Genomic DNA, 18,762 nt, shown 5'->3' with positions numbered 1-18,762 from the left:
TCAAATCGTCTCGTCGTTCGAAGGTTCGCGTCGGTTCGTGCCCAGGGCGGCCAGGCTCTCGACCAGGCTCTGTTGCCACCCCTCCTGGCGCAGGATGTCCAGGTGCTGCGCGGAGATGACCCGTTCGCTGATCGGGCCCTGGCTGAGGCGGCTCCAGTCCGGCGCGCTGAAGTCCTCGGCATCCAGGGTCGCGCTGGCCCACCAGAGGTGCAGCGGACAGCGCAGCGTGACGGGGCGGAAGGTGCCGATCAGCGCCTGGGTATGGCCGTGCTGGCGCAAACGGTATTCCAGTTGCTCCCAACTGTCGCCTGCCAATTGCAGACCTTGCTGCCGGGCCCATTGCGCCAGGGCCAGCGGCCACTCGTCGGGTGCCCGCTCGTTCAGGTGTGCACGGGCCGCCTCGGTCAGCGTCGACAGGCGTCGCTGGCTGTCGGTGTCGAGCCGTTCGGCGGCGGCTTGCAGCAACTGCTCGAAGGTTTCCGCCGGTGCGCTGCGCTGGGTCTGCGAATCGACGATGCCGAGGAAGGCCACCTCCTGGCCGGCGCGCTCCAGTTGCGCCGCGGCGCAGAAGGCGAGCAGGCCGCCGAGCGACCAGCCAAGCAGATGATAAGGCCCCTGTGGCTGTTGCCGGCGCAACTGCTCGACATACACCGCCGCCAAGGCATCGAGGCTGTCGCGCCCCGGCAGCGGGCTGCCCTCGGCCAGGTAGGTGGCTTGCAAACCCCAGAGATTCCAGTCCGCCAGCGGCTCGGCCAGGACGCGATAATCCTGCACGTGGCCGGTAGAGGGGTGGAAGCAGAACAGGTTGCCTTTCGCCGCAGAGGCTTGGGAGAGTTGCACCAGCGGCGAGAGCTGCAACCGGGCCTGCACCAGTTCGGCGAAGCGCGCCACGCTCGGCGCATCGAACACGGCATTGACCGGCACCGGAGTGCCCAGCGCGTTCTGCAGGCGGCTGGCCAGCTTGACCGCGGCCAGCGAGTGGCCGCCCAGGGCGAAGAAGTCATCCTCGATGCCGACCCGCTCCAGGCCCAGCACGCCGGCCCAGACCTCGGCCAGCAACTGCTCCAGCGGCGTGCGCGGCAGGCTGTCGCCGACATGCTCGAGCACCTGCTCGGCCCATTGCCCGAGCGTCTTGCGGTCCAGCTTGCCGTTGCCCAGCAGGGGCAGGGCGTCGACCAGCCGCAGGGTCGGCAGCATGTGCTCCGGCAGGTGCTCCTGGGCCAGGGCTTGAAGCCGGGCGAGCGTGCCGGCCTGGCCGTGTTCGAGGGTGAGGAAGGCGAACAACTGCTGATCGAACGGGCCGCGCGCCACGCAGGTGACCGCCACCTGAGCCACGCCGGGCAGTCGGGCGAGCTGCGCCTCGATGTCGTCGAGTTCGACGCGGAAACCACGGACTTTCACCTGGCGGTCGGCGCGGCCGATGATCTGCAGGCTGCCGTCCGGGCGGTAGCGCGCGCGGTCCCCGGTGCGGTAAAGGCGCTCGCCGGGGAGTTGTGGATGGTCGCGAAAGCGCTCTGCGGTCTGCTCTGCGTCGAGGTAGCCGCGGGCCAGCTGCGGCCCGGCCAGGTAGAGCTCGGCGGCCTGGCCCGGCGCAACGGGGTTGCCCTGTTCGTCGAGCAGATAGGTGCGCATGCCGTCCAGGCGGTCGTCGAGCGGCAGGTGGCGGTACTCGATGGCCGGGTCGAGGCGATGCATGAGCACGCCGATGGTGGTTTCGGTCGGCCCATAGTGGTTGTAGACAGTGAGGTCCGGCGCGAGGCGGCGCAGGCTCTGCAGCAGACGCTGTGGGCTGTGCTCGCCGCCCAGGATCAGTTGCCGGCGCGGCAGGGTGGCGGCGGCCGCGCTGTGCCCGAGCCAGGCGTCGAGCAGCGAGGGCACGGTCTTCAGGTGGTCGATCGGGTGACACGCCTGGTAAGCCGCCCAGGCCGCGGCGTCGAGGCTGGTGGCCTTGTCCACCACGTGCAGTTCGCCGCCACTGAGCAGCACCGGGAACAGCAGGGTATAGCTGAGGTCCGCGGCCAGCGAGGTGACCAGCGCGCTGCGCTCGCCGGGGGCCAGGGCCAGGCGCCGCAGCAGGCTGTCCACGTAGCTGCCGAGCTGGCGGTGTTCGATCACCACGCCCTTGGGCGTACCCGTGCTGCCGGAGGTGTGCAGCACATAGGCGGCGCTGTGCGCGGCGATTGGCAGTGTCAGGGGGCTGTCCGGTTGTTCGTGCCAGCTCTGGGTATCGCCCAGGTCGAGACTCTCCAGACCCGGTAGCGCAGGTGGCGTGGCGCTGCCGTCGACGAGCAGGAAGGCGGGGCGGGCGGCTTCGACAATCGCCTGGTTGCGCGCCAGCGGCTGCTGCACGTCCAGCGGCAGGAAGGCCGCACCGCACTTGAGCACGCCGAGCATGGCGACGATGGCATCGGCATTGCGGTCGAGGTACAGGGCGACGAGGTCCTCGGTACCGATCCCGCGCGCGCTCAAGTAACGGGCCAGTTGATTGCTGCGCGCCTCCAGCTCGGCATAAGTCAGTTGGCGGGTTGCATCGCGCAGCGCCAGGCGTTCGGCGAAGCGCGCCGCCTGTTGGCTGAATCGCAGGGGAAAGGCGGCGAAGTGGGCATCGGGCACCTCGGCCCGTGCGCCCTGCACGGCGGCCAGGGTGGCGTCGAAGCTCGGGCTGTGCAGCGGCAGGGCTGCGAGCGCCTGCTCGGGATCGTCGAGGGCGGCGAGCAGCAGCGAGCGGTACTGTTCCAGCAGCACCAGGGCGCTCTGCAGGCTGTAACCGGCGGTCGCGAAGGCGAGGTTGAAGCGATAGGCGATGGTGCCGTGTTCGTCGGTCAGGGCGTCGGCCGTGAGCAGCAGCTCGAAGGCCTGAGCCGGCGAATCGAGCTCCAGCACCGAGAGCGTCGCGCCAGGCACGCCGGCCATGGGCAGCGCCTGGGGCAGCACACCGCCCCACTCGAAGCCGTAGCGGCTGGCCGAGGGGGAGAGGTCGCTGACGATGGCGCAGTACTCCTGCCATTCGCGGGCGCGGTCGCACAGGCGCTGCACGCCGTCGAGCGCCTCGCCGAAGCGGCTCTGCAACGGGAAGCGCCAGGCCAGGGGAAGGGGTTTGGCGAACGCCCCCCAGCAGCCGGCCAGCTCTTCGTAATCGTCGCGGCAGTCATGCACCCAGTTCATCGTCAGGGCCGGCGCCTCGCCCGGGCTCAGGCGTTGCAGCAGGGCGCACCAGGCCGTCAGCAACACCTCGGCGGGGGTGACCTGGTGCCGCTGGCAGAAGGCATCGAGCTGGGCAGCCAGCTCCGGCGTGCCATCCAGTTGCGCCTTCAGGTGCCCGGGCTCGGCCCGAACACGCGTTTCGCGGTACGTCAGCTCGACCTGCTCGTGTTCGCCCAAAGTTTGTTCGCGCCAGTAGCGCCGGCCCAGCTCGGCGTCGTCCTCGCCCTGCAGTTCGTATAGCCAGGCGCTGTACTGGGTGTAGCTCATGTCTTCATCATCCCGCTGCGCCTCTCCGGCCAGGGCCCTGGCGAGGCGCAGCAGGGTGCCGCGGTCGGCGCCGAGGGCCGGCAACTGCAGGTGCAGGCGCTGGTGATCGGCGGCCAGCGCCTGGCAGTCCAGGCGCACGCCGTCTTCGGCCTGCATCGCCTCGCTCGGCGGCACGATCTGTTGCAGCGGCACGCGCAGGCCGGGCGAGGGGCACAGGCGCAGGCGCAAGGCTTCGTGCCGTGACACCAGGGCTTGCAGGCGCCGGCGCAGTTCGCTCGGCTCGACCGTGCCGTGCAGGTCGAGGGTCAGCGCGGCGGCCGGCAGGCCCGACTGCCAGCGCAGGCGCTGTTGCGGTGAAAGCTGGAACTGCTCCATCACAGGCTCTCCTCCAACGCCAGCTCATGGCGCGTGGCATTTTCCTCGAGTGCATCGAGTTCGTCGCGGCGCATCATCTGGCCCATGGCGACGCAAATCTTGCGCTCGCCCTCGAAGGGATCGCGGGCGTGGGCGACCAGCATGTTGTCGAGCATCACCACGTCGCCTTTCTGCCAGGCGAAACGCACGGCGCAAGCCTCATAGGCGCGACCGATCTCGGCCATCACCTCGTCCTCGATGGGGCTGCCATCGCCGTAGCAGACGTTGCGTGGCAGTTGCTCGGGGCCGAACAGCTCAATCAGGTTGCGCCGCACCTCCGGCTCCAGGCAGGCCGGATGGTGCAGCTGCACCTGGTTGAAGAAGGATTCCTCGCCGGTGTCCGGGTGGCTGACGATGGCCGGGCAGCGCTGGGCGATGCGCAGACCGTCCTCGCCGAGCCATTGCCATTGGGTGCCGGCCTCGCGGCAACGCTGCTCGACCTCCTCGCGCCGTTCGGTCTTGAAGAAATCCTGCCAGCGCACGTCGAGCTTGTCGGTGAAATGACGGACATAGAGCAGGCCCTTGGCCCGCAGCGTCTCGACGATCGGCCGTGGCAGGCGTGCAAGCACCTCGCGGCAGTCGACGATGGGCGTGCAGCCGCCCCGTGGCGCCGGCGTCTCGCAGTAGAACCACTGCTTGCGCGGCCACTGCGCGAGGTGCGAGCTCTCGTTGTGGAACAGGATCATGTGCTGCTCCGGGTAGGGCGTGGAGTGGTAGATGTTCTTGCCCGAATTGTTCTTCGGCAGGTCGCCGTAGGTGCCGTAGAGGTCGGGCTCGATGGCCTGGGCGAACTGCTCGAAGGCGCTGGCGTCGGGCAGGTCGAAACCACGGAACAGCAGACCGCCGTGATGACGCAACTGTTCGCCGATCCAGCCTCGGGCCTGCTGCGCCCAGCTCACCGGGTCCAGCTCGCCGAGGCGCGGCTCGATCACCAGGGGCAGCGAACGCCCGGTGGCCAGGGAGGCGGTGCGCACCTGCTCCTCGGGACGCTGGCTGACGGCGGTGGCACGGGTCTGCTTGAGCTTGCTCAGTTTGGACAGCTTGCGCGAGGCGCGGCTCGCCTCGTCGCTGGCGGATGCATCGGACATGGGGGCATTCTCCGTGGCGGTCGGGCTGGACAGGCGCCAGTCCCAACCTTGCAGGGCGTGTTCGGGGACCTCGATGACCCGTTGCAGCAGGTCGTCGAAGCCGCGCTGCAACTGCTCGATGGTGTGCTGCTGGAACAGGCTGGTGCGGTATACCCAGCGCAGGGTCAGGCCCTGTTCGTCTTCCTCGGCAAACAGCGCCAGATCGAACTTGCTGGTTTCCTGGCGCGGAGCCAGTTGCTCGACGTGCAGGCCGGGCAGCTCGGCGGAGGAGCGCGGCGTGTTCTGCAGGACGAACAGAGCCTGTACCAGCGGGTTGACGCCGGCCTGACGCGGCGGCTGCAGGGTCTCGACCAGCTTGTCGAACGGCACCTGCTGGTGCTGGAAGGCGGCCAGGGTGTCGTCGCGCAGGCGCTGCAGGCGGGCGGCGAAGTCTTGCGCCGGGTCGAGGCGCGCGCGCAACGGCAGCACGTTGACGAAGAAACCGATCAGCCGTTCCAGTGCCGGATGCTCGCGGTTGGCCAGGTCGGTGCCGACCAGGAAGTCATCGTCGCCGGTGACCCGCTGCAGCAGGCAGTTGAAGGCATTGAGCAGGACCATGAACAGCGTCGCGCGCTGCGTCTGCGCATAGGCTTGCAAGCGCTCGGCCTGGGCCCGCGGCAGGGTCTGGCGCAGCGCCGCGCCCTGGTAATCGGCAACGGCTGGGCGCGGCTTGTCCAGCGGCAGGCGCAGCAGCATCGGCGCGCCCTGCAGTTGACCGCGCCAAAAGTCGATGTCGCGGGCCAGGCGGCGTTGCTGTGGGGCGCTGCGTTGCCAGTGGGCGTAGTCGGCGTACTGGATCGGCAGTGGTGCCAGCGCCGGTTGCCGGCCGGCGCGATAGGCGCTGTAGGCAGCGATGGCTTCCTCGACCAGGATGCCCATGGACCAAGCGTCGGTGGCGATATGGTGCAGGGTGAACTGCAGCACATGGCGCGCCTGGCCCAGGCGCAGCAGACGCGCGCGCAGCATCGGCGGGCGCTGCAGGTCGAAGGGCCGCGCGGCTTCGTCGTCGATCCACCGCTGGATGTCCTCGTCCGAGCTGAGCGGCTGCAGCGCCAGTTCGAAGCGTATATCCTCCGCGATGATCTGCCGCGGCGTGTCGCCGTCCAGGCTGAAGCCGGTGCGCAGCGACTCGTGACGCTCGAGCACGTGCTGCAGCGCGGCGCGCAGCGCCTCGACGTCCAGCTCGCCCTCCAGGCGTACCGCGGTGGAGAGGTTGTAGGCGGCGCTGGGGCCTTCCAGCTTGTCGAGGAACCACAGGCGCTGCTGGGCGTAGGACAGCGGCAGCAGCTGTTCGCGCGACACCGGCACGATCTCTTCGACTGCCGACTCGTCGGGCGCCTGGGCGTCCACCACCTTGGCCAGCTCGGCCACCGTGCGGTGCTCGAACAGGGCGCGCAGCGGCAGGTCGACGGCGAGCCGGCGACGGATGCGTGCAACCACCTGGGTGGCCAGCAGCGAATGACCGCCGAGGGCGAAGAAGTCATCGTCGACGCTCAGCGAGTTCAGCCCGAGCAGCTCCTGCCAGAGCTCGGCCAGGGCCTGTTCGGTGGGCGTGCGCGGCGCTACTTGGGCCTGCGCGGCGGCCTCGCTGGGCAGGCCGAGGGCGGCCAGCGCGCGGCGGTCGACCTTGCCGTTGGCGTTCAGTGGCAGCCGCTCCAGGCGGCGCCAGTGGCCGGGGACCATATAGGCCGCCAGTTGCCCGCGCAGATGCTCGACCAGCAGTGCCTGTGCCCTGGCAGCGTCCGGCGCCGTGTCGCAGGTCACGTAGCAGGCCAGCAGTTGCAGGTCGCCACGGGCGTCGGGCAGGGCCAGTACCGCGGCGCTGTCGACCTGCGGGTGGCGCATCAGGCGGTTCTCGATCTCGCCCAGTTCGATGCGGTGGCCACGGATTTTCACCTGCTGATCGCGGCGGCCGAGGTATTCGATGACGCCGTCGGCGCGGTAGCGGCCGATGTCGCCGGTGCGGTAGAAGCGTGCGCCAGGTTCGAACGGGTGCTCGACGAACGCCGCGCGGGTGCGCTCGGCGTCGCCCAGATAGCCGCGGCCAACGCCCACGCCGCCGACGCACAGCTCGCCCGGCACGCCGATGGGCAGCGGGCGCAGGGCGTCGTCGAGGATGTACAGCAGGTTGTTGGCGGTGGGCCGGCCAATCGGCATGTGCGCGCAGTCGTCCTGCGGCGCGTCGTGGATGGCGTGGAAGGCCACGTCGTCGGAGCACTCGGCCGGGCCGTAGGCATTCATCAACGGGGTGCCGGGGAAGCGGCGCCGCCAGTCGCGAGCGAGCGCCGGCGGCAGCGCCTCGCCGGTGGGCAGCAGCCAGCGCAGGCTGGCCAGCTCGTGCTGCGGGCCGGCCTCCTGGAGCAGGCCGCGGATCAGCGCCGGCACTGCCTCGAGCAGGCTCAGGCGCTGGGTTTCGATGGCGTCGAGCAGGGCGGCCGGATCGTGCGCGACGCTGTCCGGCAGGATGTGCACGGTGGCGCCGACCAGCGGCGCGGCGAGGAACTGCCAGACCGAGATGTCGAACGCCGGCGAGGCGGTCTGGGCGATGCGGTCCTCGCCACAGAGCCCGAGGCTCGGCACCTTGCCGAAGATGTTGTTGAGCATGCCGCGCTGCTCCACCAAGGCACCCTTGGGCGTGCCGGTGGAGCCGGAGGTGAAGATCACGTAGGCGAGCTGGTCGGCGGAATGGGCGTAGCACACCGGCGCGTGGTCGGCCTGCCACAGCTCCTGGGTCACCAGGCAGGTGGGCTGCCGCGCGACGCCGGCCAGTACCGCGTCGAGCAGCCCGCAGGCCTTTTCGTCCACCAGCAGCAGCGGCGCGCCGCTCAGGTCCAGCAACTCGCCCAGGCGCTGCGGCGGATGCTGGATATCCAGCGCCTGGAAGGCGGCGCCGGCCTTGAGCGTGGCGATCATCATGCACAGCAGGGCCAGCCCGCGCTCGGCGGCCAGGGCGACCAGGGTGTCCGGGCCGGCGCCGGCCTGCTGCAGGGCATGGGCGATGGCATTACTGCGTCGGTCGAGTTCGGCGTAGCTGAGCGTTTCACCGGCGCAGACCGCGGCGAGACGCTGCGGATGCGCCTGCACCCGGTCGGCGAACAGCGCTGCATAGCCGCGCTCCAGCGGGAAGTCGACGGCGCTGCGGTTCCAGTCCAACAGCAGTTGCCGGCGCTCGGCCTCGGGCAGCATCTCCAGGCTGCCGAGCGGCGCCTCGGGCTGGTCGAGCATCTCGCCGAGTAGCTGCACCAGGTGGCCCAGCATGCGCTGCACGCTGTCGGCGGTGAACCGGCTCTGGTCGTAGGACAAGCGGATGCCCAGGCGGTCGCCGGGGTAGAGCACCACCGTCATCGGGAAGTTGGTGTGCACGCGGTCTTCGTAGATGTCGATGCTGAAGCCGTCGAGCCTGACGCTGGCGACGTCCAGCGGAGCGTTCTCGAACACCACCAGGCTGTCGAACAACTGGCGGCCACGGGGGATTTCGCTGCAGCGCTGGATGTCCACCAGCGGCGCATATTCGTGATCGCGCAGCTCGGCGTTGTGCGACAACAGCGCCTGCAACCAGCCGATCACCGGACGCTCGGGATCGACGTCGACACGCAGCGGCAGGCTGTTGATGAACAGGCCGACCATCTCCTCGACCCCGGCCAGCGCGGTGGGGCGGCCGGCCACGGTGACGCCGAAGAGCACGTCGCGGTTACCGCTGTAGCGCGACAGCAGCAGGGCCCAGGCGCCCTGGATCCAAGTGTTGGGGGTGAGCTGGTGCGCCTGGCAGAGCTGCTGCAGGCGCTGGGTACGGGCGACGCTGAGGGTCAGGTCGCAGTCGCCGACCACCTCCGGCGCGCGGTCCGGCTGGGCCACGGGCAGGTCGACCTGCAGCGGCGTCGGTGCCTCGAAGCCGGCTAGTTCTCCGCGCCAGAAGGCCAGCGCGCTGTCCATGTCCTGGCGGGCGAGCCAGCTCATGTAGCCGCGGAACGGGGGCAGGCGCGGGCGCGCCACCGCTTCGCCGCGCGCCACGGCCTGGTAGATGGCCAGCAGGTCTTCCATCAGCAGGCCGAAGCACCAGGCATCGGTGAGGATGTGATGGAAGCTGCGCACCAGACTGAAACGCTGGTCCGCCAGTTGGAACACGCGCAGGTGGGTAAGCGGCGCGCGGCTCATATCGAAGCCGCGCTGGCGTTCGTCGGCCAGTACGGCATCCATCGCCTCGCGCTGGCGTTCGGCGTCTAGGTGGCGCCAGTCGTACCACTCGAAGGCCAGCTCGGTGTCGCGGTACACGCACTGCAGCGGGGCATGGTCCTCCTGCCACCAGAAGGCGGTGCGCAGCATCGGGTGGCGCTCGAGCAGCAGGCGCCAGGCGCGCTCCATGGCCGGGCGCTGCAACGCGCCGTCCCAGCTATAGCGTTGCTGCATCAGGTAGATGCCGCTGTGCGGTTGCAGCAGGGTGTGCAGCAACATGCCCTGTTGCATGGGCGAAAGCGGGTAGAGGTCCTCCAGGCGCGCCCAGGGCAGCGGCTCGCTGGCCAAGGTCGCGGCCTGCGCGTGGCATAGCGGGAAGGCCGCGCTGGCTGGACGCAACTCGGGGCTGTCGGCCAGCGCCGCCAGGGTTTGCAGATGTTCCACCAGGGCAGGCAGCCAGGTTCTGGCCAGCGGCCCTGCGGCGTGCAGGTGCAGGGTGCCGTCGTGCCAGCAGGCGTCCAGGGTCAGCGCCTCGGCGAGGGCCGCTTCGCGGCTGGCAGCCTGGACGCCGGCGAGCACCGCCTGCGCCTCGCGGTGCGCATCCCAGTCGCCGAGCCAGCGCAGGGCCAGCGTCGGCGTTGACAGCTCGCGCAGCGGCTCCAGCAGGTAGGGATTGTCCGCCAGATGGCGCAGGGTGCCGTAGTCCGCGCCGAACTGCGGGTAGGCACGCAACTGCGCGGCCACATCCTGCAGGCGAGCCAGTGCGTCGCCGCTCGGGGCGTGCAGGTAGAACGGCACCGGCAGGGCCAGAGCACCGAGGATTCGCGCCGGATCGAGGTCCGCCTGGACGATCGGTGCCCACAGCGGTAGTCGCGTGGCGTCCGGGCGCCCGGCCAGCAGGGTCAGCGCGACCGGTGCGCCGTCTTCGCCGCGCAGGCGTTCGACCAGGCTGGCGGCCAGCAGGGCGTTCCAGTCCAATTGCAGGGTGTCGAGCAGACGCTTCAGTTGCGTCGAGGTCGCTTCGTCCAGGCGCTGCTCGGCCTGTCCGTCCGGCTCGGGCAGGGCCAGCGGCGGCAGTTCCAGGCCGGCGAATTGCAGCCAGTGTTCCCAGACTTCGTCCAGGCGCTCGCTGCTGGCGTCCCGCTGCTGATGTTCGCACCAGGCGCCGAGCTCGCCGCCCGTGTAGGACAGGCGAATCGGCCGCTGATGGCGCAGTTGCGACAGGGCCAGGTTGAGGTCGGAAAGCAGCAGTGGCCAGGCCGCTTCGTCGAGGCACAGCGGATGGGCGACCAGCAGCAGCCGATCACCCGTTTCGCCGCGCAGCAAACTGGCATGCAGGCCCTGTCCGGCGGCCAGGTCGAGGCGGGCGAAGGCCGCTTCGGCCAGGGTTTGCAGCGGCTCGTCGGTGTGCTGCTGCTCGCTCACCTCACAGGGCGCGGCAGTGGCCAACACCCGCTGTTGCCACTCGCCTTCCGGGGTGCGCTGCACCGCCAGGCGCAGCGCCTGGTGATGGTCTTGCAGGGCGGCCAGGGCCTGGGCCAGGTGGGTGGCAGGCAGCTCGCCGTCGATGGTCAGGCAGCGCCAACTGGGTTGCAGTGCCCCGGCTTCGAGGCGGGAATGCTGGCCGGCGCTCAGCGGTACGACGAAGCCATCGCCCTGTTGCCGGGACGCCGCGCTTTCGGCGCCAGCGCCGAGCACCTGGGCGATATCGGCGATGGTGCGGTTCTCGAACAACTGCTTGGGCGTCAGCTTCAGCCCCTGCTGGTTGGCGCGGGCGATGATCTGCAGGTTGAGGATCGAGTCGCCGCCGAGGCTGAAGAAGTTGTCGTGCACGCCGACCCGCTCCACCTTCAGCACGTCCTGCCAGATGCGCGCCAGCAACGCCTCGACCTCGTTACGCGGGGCGACGTGGCCGGCGCTGTCGGCTGCCGGCGCACTGGGCAACGGCAGTTGGCGCAGGTCCGGCTTGCCGTTGGCGGTCAGCGGGATGGCGTCGAGGGTAATGACGTGCGCCGGGACCATGTAGTCCGGCACGCGGCGGCCGAGGTCGTCGCACAGCTTGCTCGCCGACAGCGACTGGCGCGCCACCACGTAGGCCACCAGGCGTGGTGTGCCATCGATTTCCAGCACGCGCACCAGCGTTTGCTCGATCAGCGGTGACAGGCGCTTGATCTGTGCTTCTACCTCGCCCAGTTCGATGCGGTTGCCGCGGATTTTCACCTGGTTGTCGACCCGGCCGAGAAACGCCAGTTGACCGTCGGCCAGCCAGCGCACGCGGTCGCCGGTGCGGTACCAGCGCTGTTGGTCGACTTCGACGAAGCGCTCGGCGCTAAGGTCGGCGCGGTGCAGGTAGCCGCGCGCCAGGTCGCCGGCGATCCACAGCTCGCCGGGAACACCGATGGCCACCTGGCGGCCGCTGCCGTCGAGCACGCGCAGGCGGCGGTTGGCCAGCGGGCGGCCGAGGGCCACCAGGCCGCTATCGGCCGCCAGCGGCGTAGCCAGCGCGCCCACCGTGGCCTCGCTCGGGCCGTAATGGTTGAACAGGCGCAAGGTCGGAGCCAGGGCGCCGACCTGACGCAGCAGCTCGGGCTTGAGTGCGTCGCCGCCGAATACCAGGCTCTCGCGCGGCAGCAGGCGTGGGTCGGGGTGGGCCTGGAGCAGGCCGTGCAGGTGGCCGGGGGTGATCTTCAGCACGTCCACCGGGTGTTCGCCGAAGAAGTCGGCCAGCGCCAGGGGATCGAAGCTGGTGTCCTCGTCGACCAGGACCAGGCTGCCGCCATTGCACAGCGCGCCGAACAACTGGGTGTGGCCGAGGTCGGCCGCCACCGTCGAGAGCAGACCGTAGTGCGCCGCAGGAGGCGGATCGAGCAGTTCGGCGACGGCGGCAAGGTAGCCGACGATGGCGCGGTGCTCGACCACCACGCCCTTGGGCGTACCGGTGGAACCGGAGGTGTAGATGACGTAGGCCGGAGCGTCCGGATCGTCGTCAGCCGATACGGCCGTGGTTGGCCGGTTGGCGAGGGCGCTGGCCTCGTCGTCCAGCCACAGCCGCGCCGGGCTTTCGCTGCGTGGCAGGCGCGACTCCAGGGCGCGCTGACTGATCAACAGGTCCGCGCGGCTGTCCTCGAGGATGTCCGCCAGGCGTCCGGCCGGCTGCTTGAGGTCCAGCGGCAGGTAGGCGGCGCCGCACTTGAGGGTGGCCAGCAGCGCCACTACGAAGTCGACGCTGCGCTCCAGGGCCAAGGCGAGCAACTGGCCACTGCCGACGCCCCGGGCTTGCAGGTGGTGGGCCAGGCGATTGGACTCGGCGTCCAGTTCGGCGTAGCTCAGGGCGCGCTGGCGATCCTGCACGGCCAGCCGCTCGGGATGGGCCTGCGCGCCCTGGATGAAGCGCTGCTGCAGGGTGCTGGCAGCGACGGCGAGGTGAGCGCCCTGGCCATGAGCCTCCAGGCGCTGGCGTTCCTCGTCGCTCAGCCAGTCCAGCGTCCGCACGCGCGCCTGCGGCTGTTCGGCCATGGCCAGCAGGATCGCCCGCAGCTGGGCACTGAGGATAGCGATCTCGGCGTCGCTGAAGCGGCTGCGGTCATAGCTGAACAGGTATTCCAGGCGCTCGCCGGGGACCACGATCAGTGACAGCGGGAAGTGGTTGCGCCCCTGGGTCAGGCGGATGCCGTCTTCGCGCCGCAGCTCCGGCGGGGCGCTGAAGCTCAGGCCTTCGGCGTCCTGGTTGAGCGCGTCGGTAACGGGGAAGTTCTCGAACACCAGGATCGAGTCGAACAGCGCGCGCTCGGCCGGCACCTGGCTCAGCGGCTTGAGCCGGCTCAGCGGCAGGTAGGCGTGCTGGCGCAGGTCGCTGTTGCGTTGCTGCAAGTCCTGCAGCCAGTCGCCGAGCGAACGGGCGTCGTCCAGGCGCACGCGCAGCGGCAGGGTGTTGATGAACAGGCCAACCATGGCATCCGCCCCGGCCAGATCGTCCGGGCGACCGGCGACGGTGACGCCGTAGACCACCTCGTCACGCCCGGCGTGCTGCCCCAGCAGCAATGCCCAGGCGCCTTGGATGAGGGTGTTGACGGTCAGGTGCTGGCTACGGGCGAACCGGTTCAGGCGTTCGGTCTCGACGGCGTCCAGGCGCGTCTCGCGTTCCGCGTAGGGATGCGTCTGCGGCGCCTCGGGCGGCGGGGCGAAGCTGGGCAGCGGGGTGGGTTCGCTGAAGTCCAGCAACTGCTCGCGCCAGAAGTCCTCGGTGGCCTGGGCGTCCTGCTCGGCCAGCCAGGCGATGTAGTCGCGGTAGCCACGGCTTGGCGGCAGGCCGGCGCTGTCGCCGCGCACCTGTTGGTAGTAGAGGGCCAGCCATTCCTGGATGGCCACGCCGACGCTCCAGCCGTCCATGAGGATGTGATGGAAGGTCCAGATCAGGTGCCAGCGTTGTTCCGGCAGGCGCACCAGGCACAGGCGCATCAGCGGCGCCTCGTTCAGTTCCAGCGCCTGGTCGCGTTCCTGCCGTGCGCGCTGGCGCAAATCCTCCTCGGCCTCGTCGCGGTCGCGCCAGTCCAGTTCGCTCAGCGGCAGCGGCACCTCGTGCTGTACCACTTGGTAGGCGTCGTCCAGGTCTTCCCAGAGAAAGGCGGTGCGCAACACGGCATGACGCTGCAGCAGCGCTTGCCAGGCACGGCGGAAGGCGCCGGTGTCGAGCGGGCCGGTCATGTCCAGGCTGAGCTGCTGGTAGTACACGCGCGAATCCGGCTCGTAGACGCTGTGGAACAGCAGACCCTGCTGGGTGGGCGAGAGGGAGTAGATGTCCTCGATGTTGCTCATGATTCTTGTTCCAGTCCGTAGGCCGTAAAAAGGTGTCGAGTGCGTGGCGGGCGCCGGCGCCCCCATGGGCGGCCGGCGCAGCGCCCGCTAGCTCTGCGAGATCGGTTTGCTCTTGAGTTTGCTCAGCAGGGTGTCCAGATTCTTCTGGTTCAGGGCCTTGGCCAGAGGGAAGTCGGTCGGCGACAGTTGCCCCGTCTGGTTGTCCTGGCAGTGGCGGATAACGCCGCGCAAATGGGCGAGGTAGGCCTGCAACAGGCGCTCGCGGGTGGCTGGCGCAAGGCGCAGGCCGGCGAACTTCATTTCCACTTGCAGGCGTCCGCCAAGCACCGCCAGCACCACTTCCAACTCGTGGCTACGCGGCGTGTCGGCGGCGACGGTGGGTGGCAGCGGTTCATCAACCAGTTGCAGCAGCCCCTCGGCGCCGACGCCATCGATCTGGCCCAGGTAGTTGAACAGCACGGGATGGCGGTGCGCCGGCAACGGCGCCTCGGTCTGGTGACGCAGCAGACCGTAGCCCAGGGCCTTGTCGGCCGCGGCACGCAGTTGCTCCTTGACCGCGACGATCAGCGCGCCGGTATCGCCGCCTTGCGGCAGGTCCAGACGCACCGGATAGAGCTGGGTGAACCAGCCCACCGTGCGGCTGATATCCAGCTCGGCGAACGGCGCGTCGCGGCCGTGGCCTTCCAGGTCGATGCCGATGGCTCTCGCGCCCGAGCATTGCTGCAGCGCGCCGGCCAGGGCGGCGATCAGCAGTTCATGGCCCTGGGTGCGATAGCTGCCCTGCGCCTGCTGCAGCGCCTGAGTTTCCTCGACGCTCAATGACGCGCTCAGGCTGACCTCATCGGCCACGCGGTTGTCGGCCTGGGGCTGGTCCACCGGCAGCTCGCCCGGCCGCGTCTGTTGCAGCCAATAGTCGCGCTGCGTCTGCACGGCCGGGCTGGCGGCCTGTTGCCAGAGGCGCTGGCCCCACTGGCGGTAGGAGCTGGTCTTGGCTGGCAGCGTGGCGTTCTGGCCGGCGGCCAAGCGCGGGTAGAGCGTGCTGAAGTCTTCCAGCAACAGGCGCCAGGACACCGCATCCACCACCAAGTGGTGGGCAACCAGATAGAGGCGCTGCTCGCCCTCGGCCAGGTCGATCAGCAGGGCGCGGATCAGCGGCCCGCCGGCCAGGTCGAAGCTCGCCTCGACCCGTTCGGCGATGCAGGCGCGCAGGGACTCCGGCGTGCAGGGCACGGCCAGGCGGACCTGGGCGAATGCCACGGCCTGGCTGGCACCGGCATAGGCCTGGCGCCACCGATCGCCGTCGCGGGTGAAACGCAGGCGCAGGGCGTCGTGCTGCTCGACCAGGGCCTGCAGCGTGGCATGCAGAGCATCGGCGTGCAGCGAGCGGCTGGGCTTTAGCAGCACCGACTGGTTCCAGTGGCCGGGCTCGGCCAGCGCTCGTTCCAGCAACCAGTGCTGGATCGGCAGCAATGGCGCCTCGCCCTGCAGCAGGCCCTGTTCCGCCTGGCACTGCTCGACCTGACTGGCGACCCGCGCGAGGTCGGCCAGGGTGCGTTGCTGGAACAGTTGGCGCGGCGTCAGGCCGATGCCCTGGGCGCGCGCCTGGGCGATGAATTGCAGGCCGAGGATCGAATCGCCGCCGAGGGCGAAGAAGTTGTCGTCGACGCTCGGCTGTTTCACGCCGAGCAGTTCGCCGAGCAGCCGGCACAGCACCTCCTCGGTGGCGTTGCTCGGCGCCCGCTGCGTGCGCGCCTGGCCCTCGACCTGGGGTTTGGGCAATGCCTTGCGGTCGATCTTGCCGTTGCTGCTCAGCGGCAGGGCCGGCAGTTGCACGATGAACGCCGGGACCATATGCGCCGGCAACTGCTGGCCCAGGTGCCGCTTGAGAGCTTCGACGTCCACGGCCTCGGGGGCGCTCAGGTAGGCGACCAGTTGCGGTGTCGCCAAGTCTTCGCGCAGGACAGTGACTGCTGCCTCGATGCCGGGCTGGTCGAGCAGGACGGCGTCGATCTCGCCCAGTTCGATGCGCAGGCCGCGCAGCTTGACCTGATGGTCGAGGCGGCCCAGGTACTGGATATTGCCGTCGGCCAGGAAGCGGCAGCGGTCGCCGGTGCGGTACAGGCGCTGGCCGGCGTCGAACGGACTCGCCACGAAGCGTTCGTTGGTCAGTTCCGGCCGGTTCAGGTAACCACGGGCCAGGCCGGCGCCGCCGATGTACAGCTCGCCGACCGCGCCGATGGGCAGCGGGGCGAGCGCCTCGTCGAGGATATACAGCCGCAGGTTGGCGATCGGCTTGCCAATGGGCACGAAGCCCAGGGTCGAGGCCGGATCGCAGACCCAGCAGCTGACGTCGATGGCCGCCTCGGTGGGGCCGTAGAGGTTGATCAGCTTAGCCGGGTGGCGCGCCTGGAAGCGCTGCTGCAGTTCCAGCGGCAGCGCCTCGCCGCTGGCGAAGACCTGGCGCAGCGAGGCGCAGCGCGGCAGGGCCGGTTCGCCGACGAAGGCCTGCAGCATCGAGGGTACGAAGTGCAGGGTGGTGATGCGTTCGCGCTGGATCAGCTCGGCCAGGTAATGGCTGTCGCGATGGCCGTCGGGCTTGGCGACCACCAGGCAGGCACCGGTGATCAGCGGCCAGAAGAACTCCCAGACCGACACGTCGAAGCTGTAGGGGGTCTTTTGCAGCACGCGGTCGTCCGCACCGATGGGGAAGGCGTCCTGCATCCAGTACAGGCGGTTCATCAGCGCGCCGTGCTCGTTGAGCACCCCCTTGGGCGTGCCGGTGGAACCGGAGGTGTAGATGACGTAGGCGAGGTCGCCGGGCTGGTTGATCGGCTCGGGCTGCGGGCCGTCTTCCAGCGCCGCGGCATCCAGGCACCACAGCGGCGTGCCGGCCGGCAGGCAGGTGGCGGTGGCCGACTGGACCAGGGTCAGGGCCGGGACAGCATCCTCCAGCATCAGGGCCAGGCGTGCCGGCGGCAGCTCCGGGTCGAGCGGCAGGTAGGCGGCGCCGGCGCGGACGATGCCGAGCAGGGCGACCACCATTTCCACCGAGCGCTGCATGCACACGGCGACCACCTGCTCGCGACCCACCCCGCGTTCGCGCAACTGCCTGGCCACGGCCCCGGTCAGGGCATGCAGCTCGGCATAGCTGAGGCGCTGTTCGGCATGGACCAGCGCCGGCGCGTGCGGGGTGCGCGCAGCTTGTTCGGCCAGTGCCTGAGCCAGGTCGTGCGGACCGGGGTAGGCCCTGGTCTTGGCATTCCACTGCCGTAGCTGGCGGCTGCGTTCGGCGCTGCCGAGCAGGTCCAGTTCGCCCAGTTTCGCCAGCGGACGTTCGGCGACCTCGGCCAGCAGGCGCTGCCAGGCGCCTGCCCAGCGCGCGATGGTGTCGGCCTCGAACAGCTGGCGCTTGTATTTCAGGCGTAGCGACAGACGTTGGCCGTCGTCGTGTACCTCCCAGCCCAGGTCGAAACTCGAGGCACTGGACGGTACCTCCACTTCGCGCAACGTCAGCGGCGCCCAGGCATCGGCGCGCAGACGCGCGGTCTGCATGGCGAACAGCACCTGGAACAGCGGCGTGCGGGTCATGTCGCGCGCACTGACCAGGGCATCGACCACCTGCTCGAAGGGCACCTCCTGATGCTCCTGGGCATCGAGCACGCGTTCGCCGACCTGTTTCAGGAAGGACTCGAAGGCCAACTGCGGGTCGACCTCGGCGCGAATCACCAAGGTGTTGACGAAGCAACCGATCAGCGCCTGGGTTTCCGCCAGATCGCGATTGGCCACGGCGGTGCCGATGCGCACGTCGCGCTGGCCGGCCAGGCGGCCGAGCAGCACCTGGGTGGCCGCCAGCAGCAGCACATAGAGGGTCACGCCCTGGCGCTGCGCCGCCTCGCGCAAGCGCTGGACGAGAGCCTCGGGCAGCAGCAGATCGTGGAAGCCGCTGGCGGTGTCGGGTTCGGCACGGCGCGGGTGGTCGGTGGGCAGTTCCAACAGGTAGTCGCCATCGCCGAGGGTCTCGCGCCAGTACTGCAACTGCTGGCGGTAGCGCTCGGCCTGGGCCGGCAGCCGCTGCCAGAGGGCGTAGTCGACGTACTGCACCGGCAGGGCCGGCAGACGTGCCTCGCGCTGCTCGTCGCGGGCGCGGTAGAGCTCGGCCAGTTCGTCGATCAGGCACTGCATCGACCAGTCGTCGGCCACCGTATGGTGCAGGGTCAGCAGCAGCAGGGTGCGCCGCTCGTTGTGCAGCAGACAGCCACGGACCAACGGGCCAGCCGCCAGATCGAAGGGGCGCCGGGACTCCTCTTCGAGGCGCTGGGCAACCCGGGCGTCCCAGTCCGTCTCGGCCAGCGGCTCGATGGGCAGGTGCGCACGGCTCTCGGCGTCGATCAGCAGCTCGGCCCCCTGGCCACGCTCCAGCAGACGGCCGCGCAGCACTTCGTGGCGGGCGACGATCTCGGCCAGGCCCTGCTGCAGCCAGTCGAGGCGCACCGGGCCGCTGAGCTCCACGGCCGAGGTGATGTTGTACTCGGCGGCTTGCGGGTTGAGCTGGTCGAGGAACCACAGGCGCTGCTGCGCATAGGACAGCGGTAGGCGCTCGGGGCGTGGCTGCGGCGTCAGCTCGGCGGCGGTGCCGGATGCCGAGGTACCGAGCAGGGCGCTAAAGGCGCGCAGCGTCGGCTGCTCGAACAACTGGCGCAGGGCCGGCGCCTGGCCATGCTCCTGGCGCAGTCGGGCGAGCAGCACGGTGGCCAGCAGCGAG

Annotated in this window: 3 protein-coding genes; all 3 read right to left on the bottom strand. The window is 69.9% G+C overall.

The window, feature by feature from the left end; translation table 11 throughout:
• On the bottom strand, positions 1-3,846 hold the full coding sequence (locus BZL41_RS13755; RefSeq protein ID WP_095599818.1) for a non-ribosomal peptide synthetase: 3,846 nt from the start codon (positions 3,844-3,846) through the stop codon (positions 1-3).
• On the bottom strand, positions 3,846-14,000 hold the full coding sequence (locus tag BZL41_RS13750; RefSeq protein WP_095599817.1) for a non-ribosomal peptide synthetase: 10,155 nt from the start codon (positions 13,998-14,000) through the stop codon (positions 3,846-3,848). The genes BZL41_RS13755 and BZL41_RS13750 overlap by 1 nt, the downstream gene beginning before the upstream one ends.
• Positions 14,001-14,087: 87 nt before the next feature.
• On the bottom strand, positions 14,088-18,762 hold a 4,675-nt coding region (locus tag BZL41_RS13745; RefSeq protein WP_143518087.1), incomplete at its 5' end, for a non-ribosomal peptide synthetase.

The sequence above is a fragment of the Pseudomonas sp. PIC25 genome, assembly GCF_002286785.1.
Lineage (GTDB): Bacteria > Pseudomonadota > Gammaproteobacteria > Pseudomonadales > Pseudomonadaceae > Pseudomonas_M.
This window is presented reverse-complemented; position numbering and strand designations above follow the sequence as displayed.